Origin of the sequence: Pseudomonas syringae group sp. 26L6 (assembly GCF_032587815.1) — a bacterium.
Classification (GTDB): Bacteria; Pseudomonadota; Gammaproteobacteria; order Pseudomonadales; family Pseudomonadaceae; genus Aquipseudomonas; species Aquipseudomonas amygdali.
The window spans coordinates 146303-160931 of sequence record NZ_JAWHPJ010000020.1; the positions used below are offsets into that span (position 1 = coordinate 146303).

Below are 14629 nucleotides of genomic sequence, written 5' to 3' on the forward strand. Positions count from 1 at the left end.
CTGGGCATCGAGGCTTGTGGCGGTGGAGTTTACAGGCAGGCCGCCGCCTGTGAAGGACAGAAACGATTCGCGGCCCTTCAATTGCGACATGAAAGGTAGCTGAAAGGTTTGCGAAAGGTTCGTCATTTAGCATCGCAAGACGACCCGGCAAAAGGGTACGTACAAAACAGGCGCCCGGATGCGTCTGGACAATAAAAACAATAAATCGCTAAACGGAGTCACGTCATGTCTATGCCAGCCCAGGCTTGCCAGTCCATTGAGCACAGCCCGTCGCGGTTTTCCCCGCACCCGTCGCGCCCCTGCTCCACCTTCCTGCAAAACATCAGCGCCCACCGCTGTACCGATGGCACTTGCGTGTCAGCCAACAGGTCTCGTGGTGCGCGAGACAAAAGCATCTGCTGAACAGCTTCTCTCTTCCAAAAACAAAAATATCTCTGGAGACTGAACATGAAATTCCCTCTGCGTCAGATAGCCGCCACCGCCGCCTGCATGCTGGTTGCCAGCCAGTTGTTTGCTGCCGAGCCAAAGCGTCCGGAATGCATTGCACCCGCCTCACCGGGTGGCGGATTCGACTTGACCTGCAAGCTGGTGCAAAGCGCGCTGATCAACGAAAAGATTCTGACCTCGCCCATGCGCGTGACCTACATGCCTGGGGGCGTCGGCGCAGTGGCCTACAACGCAGTTGTAGCTCAGCGCCCCGCAGATGCTGGCACGCTGGTCGCGTGGTCCAGCGGTTCGCTGCTCAATCTGGCGCAGGGCAAATTCGGCCGTTTCGATGAAAACGCAGTACGCTGGCTCGCCGCCGTGGGCACAAGCTATGGCGCCATTGCAGTGAAGAGCGACTCGCCATACAAGAACCTCGACGATCTGGTGAAAGCGCTCAAGGCCGACCCGAGCAAGGTAGTCATCGGCTCAGGCGGCACCGTAGGCAGCCAGGACTGGATGCAGACCGCATTGATCGCCAAGGCTGCAGACATCAACCCGCGCGCCTTGCGTTATGTCGCGCTGGAGGGCGGTGGGGAAATCGCTACTGCCCTGCTTGGCGGCCACATTCAGGTGGGCAGTACCGACATCTCCGACTCCATGCCGCACATTTTGAGTGGCGACATGCGCCTGCTCGCCGTATTCGCCGAGAAGCGCATCGACGAACCCGAAATGAAAGACATCCCCACCGCCAAGGAGCAGGGCTACGACATCGTCTGGCCTGTGGTGCGTGGCTTCTACCTCGGGCCGAAGGTCAGCGACGAAGACTACAACTGGTGGAAAGCCTCGTTCGACAAGATCCTGGCCTCTGAAGACTTCGCCAAACTGCGTGATCAGCGCGAGCTGTTCCCCTTCGCCATGACCGGCGCGGAGCTGGACACCTACGTCAAGAAGCAGGTTGCCGACTACAAACTGATGGCCAAGGAATTCGGCCTGATTCAGTAATTGAACTCAATTGACTGACGTTAAGTTGCGCCCGCACAGCGGGCGCGGCTCAGGAGCTTCTCATGGTCATACAACGCATTTTTGCTGCCGTACTGCTACTGGCATGCGCAGGTCTGGCCCTTATGGCCTGGCCTTATCAAGCGCCGTTCTCCTATGAACCGGTCGGACCACGCGCTTTCCCGCTGCTGATGCTCGGGTTGATGGGTGCCGCCCTGCTGTACCTGCTGATTCGGCCCACACCCATTGTCCACACCGAGGAAGAACCGGCACTGGACCGTGAAACCCTGATCAAGATTGGCGCATGCATCATTCTGCTGCTGATATTCGCCGGGCTGTTCGAACCCCTGGGCTTCATCCTCAGCAGCATCCTGATCGGCATTCCCATGGCACGCCTGTATGGCGGACGCTGGCTGCCGAGCGTGGTGGTGGTGATTCTGATGAGCGTCGGCCTTTACCTGTTATTCGACAAGGCCATGGACGTTCCCTTGCCTTTAGGCCTGCTCAGCGTTCTGGAGAACTGACATGGATACTTTCAGCTACCTGGGCCAGGGGTTCGGCGTCGCCCTCACCCCTTACAACCTGATTACCGCACTGTCCGGCACATTGATTGGTACCGTCGTCGGCCTGCTGCCGGGGCTTGGGCCTATCAACGGGGTGGCGCTGCTGATCCCCATTGCCTTTGCGCTGGGCCTGCCGCCTGAATCGGCACTGATTCTGTTAGCGGCCGTGTACCTGGGCTGTGAATACGGCGGACGTATCAGTTCGATCCTGCTGAACATTCCGGGCGAAGCGTCCACCGTCATGACCACGCTGGACGGCTATCCAATGGCACGCCAGGGGCTGGCCGGCGTCGCTCTGTCGCTGTCAGCATGGAGTTCGTTCATCGGTGCATTCATCGCCACTTGCGGCATGGTGCTGTTCGCGCCGTTGCTCGCCAAGTGGGCGATTGCCTTCGGTCCGGCGGAATATTTCGTACTGATGGTGTTCGCCATCGTCTGCCTGGGCGGCATGGCCGGTGACAGGCCATTGAAAACATTCATTGCCGCGCTGATCGGGCTTTTCCTGTCTGCGGTAGGCATTGATGCCAACAGCGGGGTGTACCGTTTTACCGGCGACAACATTCATCTGACCGACGGCATTCAGTTCGTGGTGCTGGTCCTGGGTCTGTTTTCAATCAGTGAAATCCTGTTGCTGCTGGAAAAGACCCATCGCGGCCAAGAGGCGGTCAAGGCCACTGGGCGCATGATGTTCAACGTCAAGGAAGCCGCTGCCGTGTTCGTGGTGAACATTCGCTGCGGTCTGCTGGGCTTCATTCTTGGCGTACTGCCGGGTGCCGGTGCGACACTGGCCAGCGCAGTCGCTTACATGACGGAAAAACGCATCGCCGGCCCTGGCGGCAAGTTTGGCCAGGGCGACATGCGCGGTCTGGCAGCTCCCGAGACCGCCATCGGGGCAACCGCTTGCGGCGCATTGGTGCCGATGCTGACGCTGGGTGTTCCGGGCTCGGGCACCACGGCGGTGATGATCGGCGCGTTGTCGCTGTACAACATCACTCCCGGTCCGATGCTGTTTCAACAGCAACCGGACATCGTATGGGGCCTGATCGCTTCGTTGTTCATCGCCAACATCATGCTGGTGATCCTCAACATCCCGATGATCCGTATCTTCACGCGCATCCTCGCCGTGCCGAACTGGGCGCTGGTCCCGGTGATTGCGATCATCACCGGGATCGGCGTGTATGCAGTGCACGCTACCACCTTCGACCTGTTCCTGATGGTCGGCATCGGCATCTTCGGTTACATCCTGCGCAAGCTGGATTTCCCGCTGTCGCCGATTCTGCTCGGTTTCATCCTTGGCGGTCTGATGGAGCAGAACCTGCGGCGCGCCCTGTCGATCTCCAACGGCGAACTGGGGATTCTCTGGGCCAGCCCGATCACCCTCGGGGTCTGGGTGGTGACCGTGTTCATGCTGCTGTTTCCGCTGATCCGTATCTGGCGCAAGCGCGCAAAACAGCAGGCTGCCGCAACGCATGGCTGATTCGTCACTGCGTCAATGGTGGGCAACGCCGCTGGTCGGTCTGCTCGGCGGCTACCTCGCCAGCCAGGTTGGCTGGCCGCTGCCGTGGATGGTTGGCTCTTTGCTGGCAATCATCCTGGTGCGCTGCCTGACACCCTGGCAACTGGCGCAGATTCCGGGTGGTCGTAAATGCGGGCAACTGATCATCGGTATCGGCATCGGTCTGCATTTCACGCCAGTGGTTATCGAGCAGGTGCTCGCGCATTTCGGGCTGATTTTCATCGGCGCGCTGGTCACCAGTCTGTCGTGTCTGGTTGGCGTCTGGCTGATGCTGCGCACCGGAGAAGATCGCCCTACGGCGTTCTTTTCGAGCATGCCGGGCGGTTCCGGGGAGATGGTCAACCTTGGCGCACGTAACGGTGCAACGCTAAGCAGCGTCGCAGCCGCGCAAAGTCTTCGGGTGCTGGCAGTAGTATTGTGCGTGCCGGCGATCTTCAAATACCTGCTGGGTGACGGTACGCCTTCGCTGCATGCCACAGCGGTCGATTGGCGCTGGCTGGCATTCCTGCTGCCGGTCGGCGCAGCACTGGCCTGGCTGTGGCAACGTCTCAAGCAACCCAACCCGTGGCTGTTCGGCCCTCTGTTGCTCAGTGCCGTAGTGAGCGTGGTCTGGGACCTGAAAATCGGCTTGCCCAACGGTGCCAGCCAGCTGGGTCAGCTACTGATCGGCAGCGGGCTGGGTTGTCATTTCAATCGGGCATTCTTTCGGCGTGCGCCATCGTTTCTGGCGCGTACGCTGTTGGGCACTGCGCTGACCATGTTGATTGCCGCACTGGCTGCGCTGGGGCTGAGCGCCCTCACCCACCTGGACCTGCGCTCACTGACGCTGGGCATGATGCCCGGTGGCATTGCCGAAATGAGCCTGACCGCAGAAGTGCTGCAACTGTCGGTCCCCCTGGTGACGGCCATGCAGGTCATGCGCCTGCTGTTCGTGCTGTTTCTTGCCGAGCCGCTGTACCGGCGCTGGAACAAGCGGTTCGCTGACTGAGCCCAATCAGAAGCACTTTGATCAGAGAACGGGCAAGCGCCAGTCGATTGGCTCGATGCCGTTTTGCTCAAGGTACTTGTTGGCCCGCCCGAAATGCCCGTTACCCAGGAAGCCTTTGTAGGCTGACAACGGCGAAGGATGGACGGAGGTCAGCACCAGGTGCTTGGTCGCATCGACCAGTTTCTGCTTGCTCTGCGCATGAGCGCCCCACAGCAGGAACACCAGATGCGGCTGATGCTCGCTGACCACTTGAATGATCCGGTCCGTGAAGTGCTGCCAGCCTTTTCCCGCATGCGAAGCTGCGTTGGCGCGCTCGACGGTAAGAGTCGTGTTAAGCAACAGCACGCCCTGATCAGCCCATGATTGCAGGCAGCCGTGATTGGGAATGTCGATATTCAGGTCGCGTTTGAGTTCTTTATAGATATTGACCAGTGACGGCGGCGTCGGCACGCCTGGCTGCACCGAGAAACACAGACCGTGAGCCTGATTCGGACCGTGATACGGGTCCTGACCGAGGATCACCACTTTCACATTGTTGAGCGGCGTCGAATTCAGCGCATTGAAAATCAGCGGCCCAGGCGGATAGATCTCTTTACCCGCGGCATGCTCCTGGCGCAGAAACTCGCGCAACTGCGCCATATAGGGCTGCTCGAATTCATCGCGCAGCGCTTCCTTCCAGCTGGGCTCAAGCTTGATGCGGTCGTCGCTAGTCATGGTTACATCCGGTAAAAACAATGCGCGGACACTAGAAAAGCCCGGCAGCAAAGTCAATGCCGGTTTCTAGATGCGCCTTTACGATCGGACGCAGAGCGTCCAGAAAGAAGTGCCGACGCGGAGCGTCGGCACGATAGTCAGTTCGCAGCAGCCAGCTCACCGCTCTGGCATGGCAGTGAGCGCAGGTTTCAGCTACCGATGCCCGCCCCGACCATCACCGCGCCCGCCTCGTCCATGATCACGGCCATCGCGTCCGCCTCGACCGCCATGGTCCTCCCAGCCGCGGTTGCCTCGGTCGCCGCGGAAGCCGTCATTGCGTCCGAAACCACCATTGCCTCGAAAGCCGTCATTACGCCCAAAACCGCCATTGCCGCGAAAGCCGTCGTTTCTCCAGCCATAACCCGGTGGGCGTCCCGGCTGGTAGTAGCGTGGCACTGGCGGCGGCGCGTAATAACGCGGTGCCGGGGCGTAATAGCGTGGTTGGGTGTAATAGCGTGGCTGAGGCGCTACATAGATGCGCTGCTCCTGATAGTAGGTGGAGCGGTAGCCATTGTCGTACGCGTAAGCGCCACCGACGACGGTTGTCGGCTGCGTGTACACATCGGATTCGTAGTAACCAGGGCGTGCGTAGCAACCGGCAAGGAAAAGGGTCAGCAACGTGATAAGCAAGGGTCTTCGATACATGGCGGCCTCCTGGACCGCGATTGGGCACGAATCAGCGACGCTGATCGGCGTCCGCCAAAGCGGTTGACGGACAGAAGTTCAGACACCGAAAAGGGAATCTAGTGCGTTGGCGCAGCGTGTAAACCCTACTAAAGATGATGGCCATCCTTGACTCAAGGGCTCTAAAGCCGGGGCGTGCAGGCATGTTTCGACTTCCTGCAAAGATGCTACAAAACATTTCAAAGCACCCATGCATCAACACAGTGCGGTTACGCACCAGCACAAGGCAGTTTCCCTCGGGGCTGACCTGCGATGGTCCGGGCAGGCCTTGAAAAACAAAGGCATTGGCGAGTTGGCACAAGTCTCGCTTGATGAATGGCGTGCAGGAGTCAACACAGGTTCGCGGCACCACAATTTGCAATAGCCGACTAGGGTTCCGGCTTGCCGACAGGCAAGTGGCTGGTCCGAGAGTTGGCGACCTCCAGTAGAGGTTACACGGCGGGACAAAAGCCCGGGAGACAGGGACACCAGTGGTGTCACGTTGCTCCTGGCCGCCTTTTTTCACTACTGGAGATTTCTCAACATGCAAAAGTCTCGTCTCTTCGGTCTGCTCACGGCAGGCCTGCTTGCTGCGTTGAGCCTCTCGGCGAATGCCGCCCAAAAAGATCACTTCAATGTCTGCTGGACCATCTACGCAGGCTGGATGCCGTGGGAATACGCAGGTAGCCAGGGCATCGTCGACAAGTGGGCGAAAAAATACGGCATCAAGATCGATGTCACCCAGCTCAATGATTACGTCGAATCCATCAACCAGTACACCGCTGGCCAGTTCGATGGCTGCACCATGACCAACATGGACGCACTGACCATTCCGGCTGCGGGCGGTGTGGAAAGCACGGCACTGATCGTCAGCGATTTCTCCAATGGCAACGACGGCATCGTGCTCAAGGGCGAGGGCAAAAAAGTCGCCGACCTGAAAGGCATGGACGTCAACCTGGTCGAGCTGTCGGTGTCTCACTACCTGCTGGCCCGGGCGCTGGACAGCGTCAAGCTCAGCGAAAAAGACCTGAAGGTCGTCAACACCTCGGATGCCGATATCTCGGCTGCCTTCAATACCGATGATGTGCAGGCCGTTACCACTTGGAACCCGATGCTGTCGGACATTAAAGCCAAACCCGGCGTGACCGAAGTGTTCAACTCCAGTCAGATTCCTGGCGAGATCATGGACATGATGGTCGTCAACACTCAGACCCTGAAGGACAACCCGGCGCTGGGCAAAGCCCTGACCGGTGCCTGGTTTGAAGTGGTCGCGCTGATGAACGCCAAAAACGCCCAGAGCAAGGCAGCGCTGGAACACATGGCCAAGGCATCGGGCACCGATCTGGCCGGCTTCCAGGCGCAACTGGACACCACCAAGCTGTTTGCCACGCCCAGGGAAGCGCTTGAGTTCGCGACCAGCAAACAATTGCCGGACACCCAGCGCAAGGTGGCTGACTTCTCGTTCGCCCATGGTTTGCTCGGTGGAGGCGCACGCGATGCCAACGCGGTCGGCATGTCGTTCGCCAATGGCGTGAACCTCGGCGACAAGGCCAACGTCAAGCTGCACTTTGACCCCAGCTACGTGCAGATGGCCGTCGACGGCAAGCTGTAAATCACGCTCAGTAAAAAGGTCATTGCCATGCGTTTGATAAACCGCCATCCGGATCGTGCCGGTCGCCTGATTCTGGTGATCCTGCCGTTCGCCCTGTTGCTGTTCGCCTACTTCATGGGCTCGGCCACCCGGCTTGCGGAAAACCCCACCGACAAACTGCTGCCCAGCGCGGTGCAGATGGCCGATGCGGTCAAACGCATGGCGTTTGTTGCCGATACCCGCAGCGGCGACTACCTGCTGTGGCAGGACACGGCATCGAGTCTGCAACGTCTGGCCATCGGCCTGGGGATCAGCGCGCTGTTGGGCCTGTGCCTGGGCATTGCGGCGGGCATCCTGCCGCTGTTCGGTGCGCCACTGTCGCCCTTGCTGACGGTAATGTCGATGGTGCCGCCGCTGGCGATCCTGCCGATTCTGTTCATCGTCTTCGGCCTGGGCGAGCTGTCGAAAGTGATGCTGATCGTGATCGGCATCACGCCGATTCTGGCCCGCGATCTGGAACAGCGTGCCCGGGAAATTCCGGTCGAGCTGCTGATCAAGGCGCAGACCCTCGGCGCCTCGACCTGGACGCTGATCCTGCGGGTGGTCCTGCCGCAGTTGCTGCCGCGTCTGCTGATTGCCCTGCGCCTGGTGCTGGGTTCGGCGTGGCTGTTCCTGATCGCCGCCGAGGCCATCGCCTCGACTGACGGTCTGGGTTACCGGATCTTTCTGGTCCGCCGCTACCTGGCGATGGACGTGATTCTGCCGTATGTAGTGTGGATCACCCTGCTTGCCTGGCTGATGGACTGGGGCCTCAAAGCCCTGACCCGACGCGCCTTTCCCTGGTACGAAGGGGCGCGGACATGAGCTTTATCAGTGTGCGCAATGTCTGGCAACAATACGATGATCAGGTGGTGCTTGAAGGCCTGAATCTGGACGTGGCCGAAGGTGAGTTCTGCACGCTGGTCGGCGCATCGGGCTGCGGCAAGTCGACTTTTCTGCGCCTGCTGCTGGGTCAGGAAACTCCGAGCCGTGGACTGATCACGCTGGACGGCAAGGCCCTGCGCAATGAGCCAGACGCCAGCCGTGGCGTGGTGTTTCAGCGCTATTCAGTGTTCCCGCACCTGTCGGTGCTGGACAACGTGGCGCTGGGTCTGGAACTGCCCCGCTCGGCGTGGCTGGGCCGACTGTTCGGCCAGGCAAAAAGCGAGGCACGCGAGCACGCCGCGCAACTGCTTGGCAAGGTTGGCCTGGGGCATGCGCTGGATAAGTACCCCACGCAATTGTCCGGCGGCATGCAGCAGCGTCTGGCCATTGCTCAGGCGCTGATCATGAAACCCCGCGTGCTGCTGCTGGACGAGCCCTTCGGCGCGCTCGACCCCGGCATTCGCAAAGACATGCACCACTTGCTGCTGGACCTGTGGCGCGAAACGAAGCTGACCGTGTTCATGGTCACTCACGACCTGTCCGAAGGTTTCAACCTCGGCACCCGCCTGCTGGTGTTCGACAAGGTCCGCCACGACCCGCACGAACCCGGCGCGTATGGCGCGCGCATCACTTACGACATTCCCCTCAACAGCGAACGCCGCGCCGAACGCGCCGCCATCGATTCGCTGCTCAACGTTTCAGAGGAGCTCGCTCAATGACTGACTCAACCACGCTGTACCCGGTTTTCGCCGAAGAGATGCTGCCCGGTGGCGGCCATCGTTCGTTCATCCTTAAGCGCGGCGAACTGCTGCGCCTGACCGACCTGCACGGCAACGCCAACGTCAGCCTGACCCTGCTCAACGCTCACGAAAAAACCGAGCGGCTGAACCTGCCCGACAGCCTCAAATGCCAGCACACCGCCAGGTTGAGCAACGGCCATTGCCTGTATTCGGACATGGGCCGCGTGCTGGCGGCCATCGTCACCGACACCTGTGGCTGGAGCGACAGCATTGGCGGCGTGCTCAATGCTCAGGAAGTCGCTGAAAAATACGGTCAGGGCCGCTATCAGGAACTGCGCAACGGCTTCTTTCGCAATGGCGTCGACAACCTGCTGGTCGAGCTGGGCAAATGGGGGCTGGGGCTGTCCGACCTGTTGATGACCCTCAACCTGTTCAGCCGAGTCGATGTCGACGAGGCAGGAATCCTGCACTTCGCCGCGAACAACTCGAAAGCCGGTGACTACATCGAGCTGTACGCACCGATGCACACGCTGGTGGTGCTGACCGCCTTGCAACATCCGATGGACCCCAACCCGCAATACGCCCCACAACCGCTCAGACTCAGCTGGATGAAGGCCGACGCCAGCGTTGCCGAGCACTGCCGCACCTCGCGCCCGGAAAACGAGCGCGGCTTCATCAACACCGACCGCCTGTTCGCCTGAGGAGCCCTGTCATGAATTCACACACTCACCTTTGCTGCGACGCAACCATACCGGCAGGCGAGCCGTTCCTGGCCGAAGTCAAGGCCGGGCAGACCGTGCGCATCCTCGATCTGCAAGGCAACCAGGCGGTCGACACGCTGTTTTTCAGCCTCGCCAACCCGCGTGAACGCTACGACGTACAACGCACCTTGCGCCGCCAGAACAGCGTGTATCTGACCACCGGCAGCGTGCTGTTTTCCAACCTCGGTCAGCCGATGCTGACCATTGTCGATGACACCTGCGGTCGCCACGACACGCTCGGTGGCGCATGCGCGCAAGAGAGCAACACCGTGCGCTACGCCCTGGAAAAACGCTACATGCACAGCTGCCGCGACAACTACCTGCGCGCCTGCCTGCACGACGGGCGTCTGACCAAGGCCGACATCGGTCCGAACATCAATTTCTTCATGAACGTGCCGGTGACAGCCGAAGGCGGCCTGACCTTCGAAGACGGTATTTCCGCGCCCGGCAAGTACGTTGAACTGCGCGCCGAGATGGACGTGATCGTGCTGATTTCCAACTGTCCGCAGCTCAACAACCCCTGCAACGGCTACAACCCGACGCCTGCGCAGTTGCTGATTCGCGACTGACCCGGCACCAGCCCTCAGCAACGGACGACCGTTGCGTAGATAGATCAATAGCGGGACGGCCCGCTTCCCATCACGAAACCAAGCGCGTCTGGGTTTCCGGGGTTATGCCATGTTCGACAAACTGCTGATCGCCAACCGTGGCGCCATTGCCTGCCGTATCCTGCGGACCCTGCGCACCTTGCAGGTGAAAGGTGTGGCGGTGTATTCCGAAGCCGACGCCGCAAGCCTGCACCTGATGCAGGCCGACGAAGCCCACAGCCTGGGCGAAGGCGGCGCAGCGGGAACTTATCTGGCGGTGGACAAGATCCTCGCCATCGCCAAAGCCAGCGGTGCCAGAGCCATTCATCCTGGCTACGGCTTTCTCTCCGAAAACGCCGCGTTTGCCCAGGCCTGTGAAGACGCCGGTATCGCCTTCGTCGGGCCAACGCCCGAGCAACTGCGCGTATTCGGCCTCAAGCACACCGCTCGCGCACTGGCCAGACAGCACGGCGTGCCCATGCTGGAAGGCACCGAACTGCTCGACAGCGTGGAATCAGCCATCGCAGCGGCGCGTGATATCGGCTATCCGGTCATGCTCAAGAGCACTGCAGGCGGTGGCGGCATCGGCATGCGAGTGTGCCGCAGCGCTGAAGAGCTGGCCGACTCGTTCGAGGCGGTGAAGCGCCTTGGCCAGAACAATTTCAGCGACGCGGGTGTGTTCATCGAGAAATACATTCAGCGTGCCCGCCATCTGGAAGTGCAGGTGTTTGGTGACGGTCAGGGCGAGGTGCTGGCGCTCGGCGTACGTGACTGCTCGGTGCAACGCCGCAACCAGAAAGTGCTGGAAGAAACCCCGGCCCCCAACCTGCCCGACGGCATGGCCGATGAACTTTGCGCGGCAGCCATCAAACTCGCCAGAGCGGTCAATTACCGCAGCGCAGGCACCGTCGAATTCGTCTTCGACAGTGAGGATCAGCGCTTCTATTTTCTGGAAGTAAATACTCGTCTGCAGGTCGAACACGGCGTCACCGAGCAGGTGTGGGGGGTAGATCTGGTCAGCTGGATGGTACAACTTGCTGCCGGAGACCTGCCGCCACTGGAGCAATTGCAGGCCGGCCTGAAACCGTCCGGCCATGCCATTCAGGCACGGCTGTACGCGGAAGATCCGGGCCGTGACTTCCAGCCCTGCCCCGGCCTGCTGACGGCGGTGAATTTTCCGCCTGCCGATGGCCATGCACTGCGCATCGACACCTGGGTTGAAGCGGGCTGCGAGATACCGCCGTACTTTGACCCGATGATTGCCAAGCTGATCAGTTGGGCGCCGACCCGCGAGCGGGCCAGCACCGGGCTGATCGATGCGCTGAACGAAACGCGCCTGTACGGGGTCGAGACCAATCGCGACTACCTGCGCCAGATCATTGCCGACACGCCGTTCGCCAGCGGCCAGCCGTGGACCCGCTGCCTGGAAGGTCTGGTGTATCACGCTGACACCTTCGAAGTGTTGAGCGGCGGCACGCAGACCAGCGTTCAGGATTATCCGGGGCGGCTGGGTTACTGGGCGGTCGGTGTACCGCCATCCGGGCCGATGGACAGCCGCGCGTTGCGCCAGGGCAATGGCCTGCTGGGCAATGCCGAAGGATGCGCTGCGCTGGAAATCACCATGAGCGGGCCGTTGCTGCGCTTTAATACCGATGCCGTGATTGCCGTGACCGGTGCGCAGATCCCGATCACGCTCGATGGCGAACCCCGCGCCATGAACACCGCGCTGCTGGTGTGCGCAGGCTCGACCCTTGCGCTGGGCACCATTGCAGGTGCCGGCGTACGCAGCTACCTGTGCGTACGTGGCGGGCTGGACGTGCCGGATTATCTGGGCAGCAAAAGCACCTTTACCCTCGGCCAGTTCGGCGGGCATGGCGGGCGGGCGTTGCGGGCCGGTGATGTGTTGCACATTGCGCCATTGGTGGATCGTAGCGCGGGCCAGCGGATTGCCGATGACGCCCTTGAAGCGCTGCCTGACATTCGCCGTATAAGGGTCATTTACGGCCCCCATGCTGCGCCGGAATACTTTACCGAAGCGTACATAGAGACGTTTTTTGCAACCGACTGGGAAGTGCATTTCAACTCCAGCCGTACCGGCGTGCGCCTGATCGGCCCGAAACCCGAATGGGTGCGCGCTGACGGTGGCGAGGCAGGTCTGCACCCGTCCAATATTCACGACAACCCCTATGCGATCGGCGCGGTGGATTTCACCGGCGATATGCCCGTGATCCTGGGGCCGGACGGACCGAGCCTGGGTGGGTTCGTGTGCCCGGTGACCATTATCGAAGCGGACTTGTGGCAGCTGGGGCAGTTGAAGGCTGGTGACAAGGTCCGGTTTTATCCGGTGAGTGTCGAGGCATGTCATGCAGAACGATGTGGGAGCGAACTTGTTCGCGAAGGCTATATTCCAGACGCAGAAAATCCATCGACTGTACCGCTCTCTTCGCGGACAAGTCCGCTCCCACAAGGCATCGCGGACTCCAGTAGGAGCGAACTTGTTCGCGAAGGCTATATTCCAGATGCAGAATATACATCGACTGTACCGCCCTCTTCGCGGACAAGTCCGCTCCTACAGGGCACCGCAAACTCCCGTGGGAGCGAACTTGTTCGCGAAGGCTATATTCCAGACGCAGAAAATCCATCGACTGTACCGCCCTCTTCGCGGACAAGTCCGCTCCTACAGGGCACCGCAAACTCCCGTGGGAGCGAACTTGTTCGCGAAGGCTATATTCCAGACGCAGAAAATACATCGACTGTACCGCCCTATTCGCGGACAAGTCCGCTCCTACAGGGCACCGCGCGCCCTCAAAGCACCGCGGACTCCTGTGGGAGCGAAGCTGTGCGCATAGAGGATTTGCCCTCCCCGGTCATTCTCGACATAGGTCAGGGCGATAAACGCCTGGTCGCACGCCTGTCCGGCGATACCCACCTGCTGCTGGAAATCGGTGCGCCAGAGCTGGATCTGGTGCTGCGTCTGCGCGGCCATGCCTTGATGCTGGCGCTGGAGGCCAAGCAACTGGAGGGCGTGATTGACCTGACGCCAGGTATTCGCTCGCTGCAAGTCCATTACCGCCCCGAACAACTGCCCCTCCGACAACTGCTCGACATCGTCGCTGGAGAGTGGGACGCAGTGTGCGCAGCGAAAGACCTGCAAGTGGCGTCGCGCATCGTTCATCTGCCGTTGTCCTGGGATGATCCGGCCTGTCAGCTGGCCATCGAGAAGTACATGACCACCGTGCGCAAGGACGCACCGTGGTGCCCGAGCAATCTGGAATTTATCCGGCGCATCAACGACCTGCCCAATCTTGACGAGGTGCAGCGTACGGTGTTCGACGCCAGTTATCTGGTCATGGGGCTGGGCGATGTGTACCTCGGCGCACCGGTCGCCACGCCTTTGGACCCGCGTCATCGATTAGTGACCACCAAGTACAATCCGGCGCGCACCTGGACCGCCGAGAATTCGGTCGGCATCGGCGGTGCCTACATGTGCGTGTACGGCATGGAAGGCCCCGGCGGCTATCAATTCGTCGGCCGCACACTGCAGATGTGGAATCGCTACCGTGACGTTGCCGCCTTCGAGGGCAAGCCATGGCTGCTGCGCTTTTTCGACCAGATCCGCTTCTACCCGGTCAGCGCCGACGAATTGCTACGCATCCGTCGCGATTTCCCGCTGGGCCGCTTCGATCTGAACATCGAACACAGCACCTTGAACATGGCTGACTACCAGGCCTTCCTGACCCGCGAAGCCGAAGGCATCACGGCATTCCGTGCTCAGCAACAGTCCGCGTTCAACGCCGAACGCGAACGCTGGATCGCCAACGGCCAGGCCGACTTTCAGAGCGATGAAGGCGTCGCGCCAAACACCGAAGAGTTGCCACTGCAAACGGGCCAACAAGGCGTCGACAGCCACATCGCTGGCAATCTCTGGCAGGTCCAGGTGCAACCCGGCGAGCGTGTCGAAGCGGGTGATGTGCTGGTGATTCTGGAGTCCATGAAAATGGAAATCCCCCTGCTCGCGCCAGTCGCAGGTGTGGTGCAGGAAGTCAGGGTGCAACCCGGCTCGGCAGTACGCGCAGGGCAGCGGGTGGTGGTGCTGGCAGCAGACTGAACCGATCAAC

At 60.7% G+C, this 14629-nt stretch carries 12 protein-coding genes and 1 riboswitch; of the genes, 10 read left to right on the top strand and 2 right to left on the bottom strand.

Annotated elements, in window-relative coordinates; all coding sequences use genetic code 11:
- Positions 1 to 447 precede the first annotated feature (447 nt).
- The 4 genes from RYA97_RS11600 to RYA97_RS11615 all read left to right on the top strand — a co-directional run bounded on the left by RYA97_RS11600 (position 448) and on the right by RYA97_RS11615 (position 4492).
- Positions 448 to 1428, top strand: a complete 981-nt coding sequence (locus RYA97_RS11600) for a Bug family tripartite tricarboxylate transporter substrate binding protein (protein ID WP_005746605.1) — start codon at positions 448 to 450, stop codon at positions 1426 to 1428.
- Positions 1429 to 1490: 62 nt separating this feature from the next.
- Positions 1491 to 1949 carry a tripartite tricarboxylate transporter TctB family protein gene (locus RYA97_RS11605; protein WP_005746607.1) on the top strand — a complete coding sequence of 153 codons (459 nt, stop codon included), beginning with the start codon at positions 1491 to 1493 and terminating at the stop codon, positions 1947 to 1949.
- 1 nt (position 1950) lies between these two features.
- On the top strand, positions 1951 to 3465 hold the full coding sequence (locus tag RYA97_RS11610) for a tripartite tricarboxylate transporter permease (protein WP_002554921.1): 1515 nt from the start codon (positions 1951 to 1953) through the stop codon (positions 3463 to 3465).
- A complete protein-coding gene (locus tag RYA97_RS11615; protein WP_005746608.1) occupies positions 3458 to 4492 on the top strand; it encodes an AbrB family transcriptional regulator in 1035 nt (344 codons plus the stop codon). The genes RYA97_RS11610 and RYA97_RS11615 overlap by 8 nt, the downstream gene beginning before the upstream one ends.
- Positions 4493 to 4513: 21 nt before the next feature.
- Here the strand turns inward: RYA97_RS11615 and ung are convergent, their stop codons facing one another.
- On the bottom strand, positions 4514 to 5206 hold the full coding sequence (gene ung, locus RYA97_RS11620; protein ID WP_002554923.1) for a uracil-DNA glycosylase: 693 nt from the start codon (positions 5204 to 5206) through the stop codon (positions 4514 to 4516).
- A gap of 192 nt (positions 5207 to 5398) precedes the next feature.
- Complete coding sequence (locus RYA97_RS11625) at positions 5399 to 5890, bottom strand: hypothetical protein (RefSeq protein ID WP_080726030.1); 492 nt, start codon at positions 5888 to 5890, stop codon at positions 5399 to 5401.
- A gap of 396 nt (positions 5891 to 6286) precedes the next feature.
- Positions 6287 to 6389: riboswitch (guanidine-I (ykkC/yxkD leader) on the top strand.
- A gap of 63 nt (positions 6390 to 6452) precedes the next feature.
- On the opposite strand from RYA97_RS11625, the gene RYA97_RS11630 reads away from it, so the two are divergent.
- The 6 genes from RYA97_RS11630 (at position 6453) to RYA97_RS11655 (ending at position 14619) form a co-directional block, all read left to right on the top strand.
- Positions 6453 to 7520, top strand: a complete 1068-nt coding sequence (locus RYA97_RS11630; RefSeq protein WP_010200879.1) for a putative urea ABC transporter substrate-binding protein — start codon at positions 6453 to 6455, stop codon at positions 7518 to 7520.
- Between the two features lie 27 nt (positions 7521 to 7547).
- Entirely contained in the window at positions 7548 to 8363 is an 816-nt protein-coding gene (locus RYA97_RS11635) for an ABC transporter permease (RefSeq protein ID WP_004642515.1), read from the top strand.
- Complete coding sequence (locus RYA97_RS11640; RefSeq protein ID WP_117140166.1) at positions 8360 to 9142, top strand: ABC transporter ATP-binding protein; 783 nt, start codon at positions 8360 to 8362, stop codon at positions 9140 to 9142. Before RYA97_RS11635 ends, RYA97_RS11640 begins: the two co-directional genes overlap by 4 nt.
- Positions 9139 to 9864, top strand: a complete 726-nt coding sequence (locus tag RYA97_RS11645) for an urea amidolyase associated protein UAAP1 (protein ID WP_117140165.1) — start codon at positions 9139 to 9141, stop codon at positions 9862 to 9864. The genes RYA97_RS11640 and RYA97_RS11645 overlap by 4 nt, the downstream gene beginning before the upstream one ends.
- A gap of 11 nt (positions 9865 to 9875) precedes the next feature.
- Positions 9876 to 10493 (top strand): urea amidolyase associated protein UAAP2, encoded by a 618-nt coding sequence (locus tag RYA97_RS11650; RefSeq protein ID WP_016980711.1) that lies wholly within the window; start codon positions 9876 to 9878, stop codon positions 10491 to 10493.
- 109 nt (positions 10494 to 10602) lie between these two features.
- Entirely contained in the window at positions 10603 to 14619 is a 4017-nt protein-coding gene (locus RYA97_RS11655; protein WP_316892330.1) for an urea carboxylase, read from the top strand.
- The last annotated feature ends 10 nt before the right edge of the window (positions 14620 to 14629 follow it).

What these genes read in the sequence shown, in the direction of transcription:
- RYA97_RS11630 (WP_010200879.1), top strand. Translation starts at nt 6,453, where the DNA reads ATGCAAAAGTCTCGTCTCTTCGGTCTGCTCACGGCAGGCCTGCTTGCT.
- RYA97_RS11610 (WP_002554921.1), top strand. Translation starts at nt 1,951, where the DNA reads ATGGATACTTTCAGCTACCTGGGCCAGGGGTTCGGCGTCGCCCTCACC.
- RYA97_RS11615 (WP_005746608.1), top strand. Translation starts at nt 3,458, where the DNA reads ATGGCTGATTCGTCACTGCGTCAATGGTGGGCAACGCCGCTGGTCGGT.
- RYA97_RS11655 (WP_316892330.1), top strand. Translation starts at nt 10,603, where the DNA reads ATGTTCGACAAACTGCTGATCGCCAACCGTGGCGCCATTGCCTGCCGT.
- RYA97_RS11635 (WP_004642515.1), top strand. Translation starts at nt 7,548, where the DNA reads ATGCGTTTGATAAACCGCCATCCGGATCGTGCCGGTCGCCTGATTCTG.
- RYA97_RS11650 (WP_016980711.1), top strand. Translation starts at nt 9,876, where the DNA reads ATGAATTCACACACTCACCTTTGCTGCGACGCAACCATACCGGCAGGC.
- ung (WP_002554923.1), bottom strand. Translation starts at nt 5,206, where the DNA reads ATGACTAGCGACGACCGCATCAAGCTTGAGCCCAGCTGGAAGGAAGCG.
- RYA97_RS11640 (WP_117140166.1), top strand. Translation starts at nt 8,360, where the DNA reads ATGAGCTTTATCAGTGTGCGCAATGTCTGGCAACAATACGATGATCAG.
- RYA97_RS11645 (WP_117140165.1), top strand. Translation starts at nt 9,139, where the DNA reads ATGACTGACTCAACCACGCTGTACCCGGTTTTCGCCGAAGAGATGCTG.
- RYA97_RS11625 (WP_080726030.1), bottom strand. Translation starts at nt 5,890, where the DNA reads ATGTATCGAAGACCCTTGCTTATCACGTTGCTGACCCTTTTCCTTGCC.
- RYA97_RS11605 (WP_005746607.1), top strand. Translation starts at nt 1,491, where the DNA reads ATGGTCATACAACGCATTTTTGCTGCCGTACTGCTACTGGCATGCGCA.
- RYA97_RS11600 (WP_005746605.1), top strand. Translation starts at nt 448, where the DNA reads ATGAAATTCCCTCTGCGTCAGATAGCCGCCACCGCCGCCTGCATGCTG.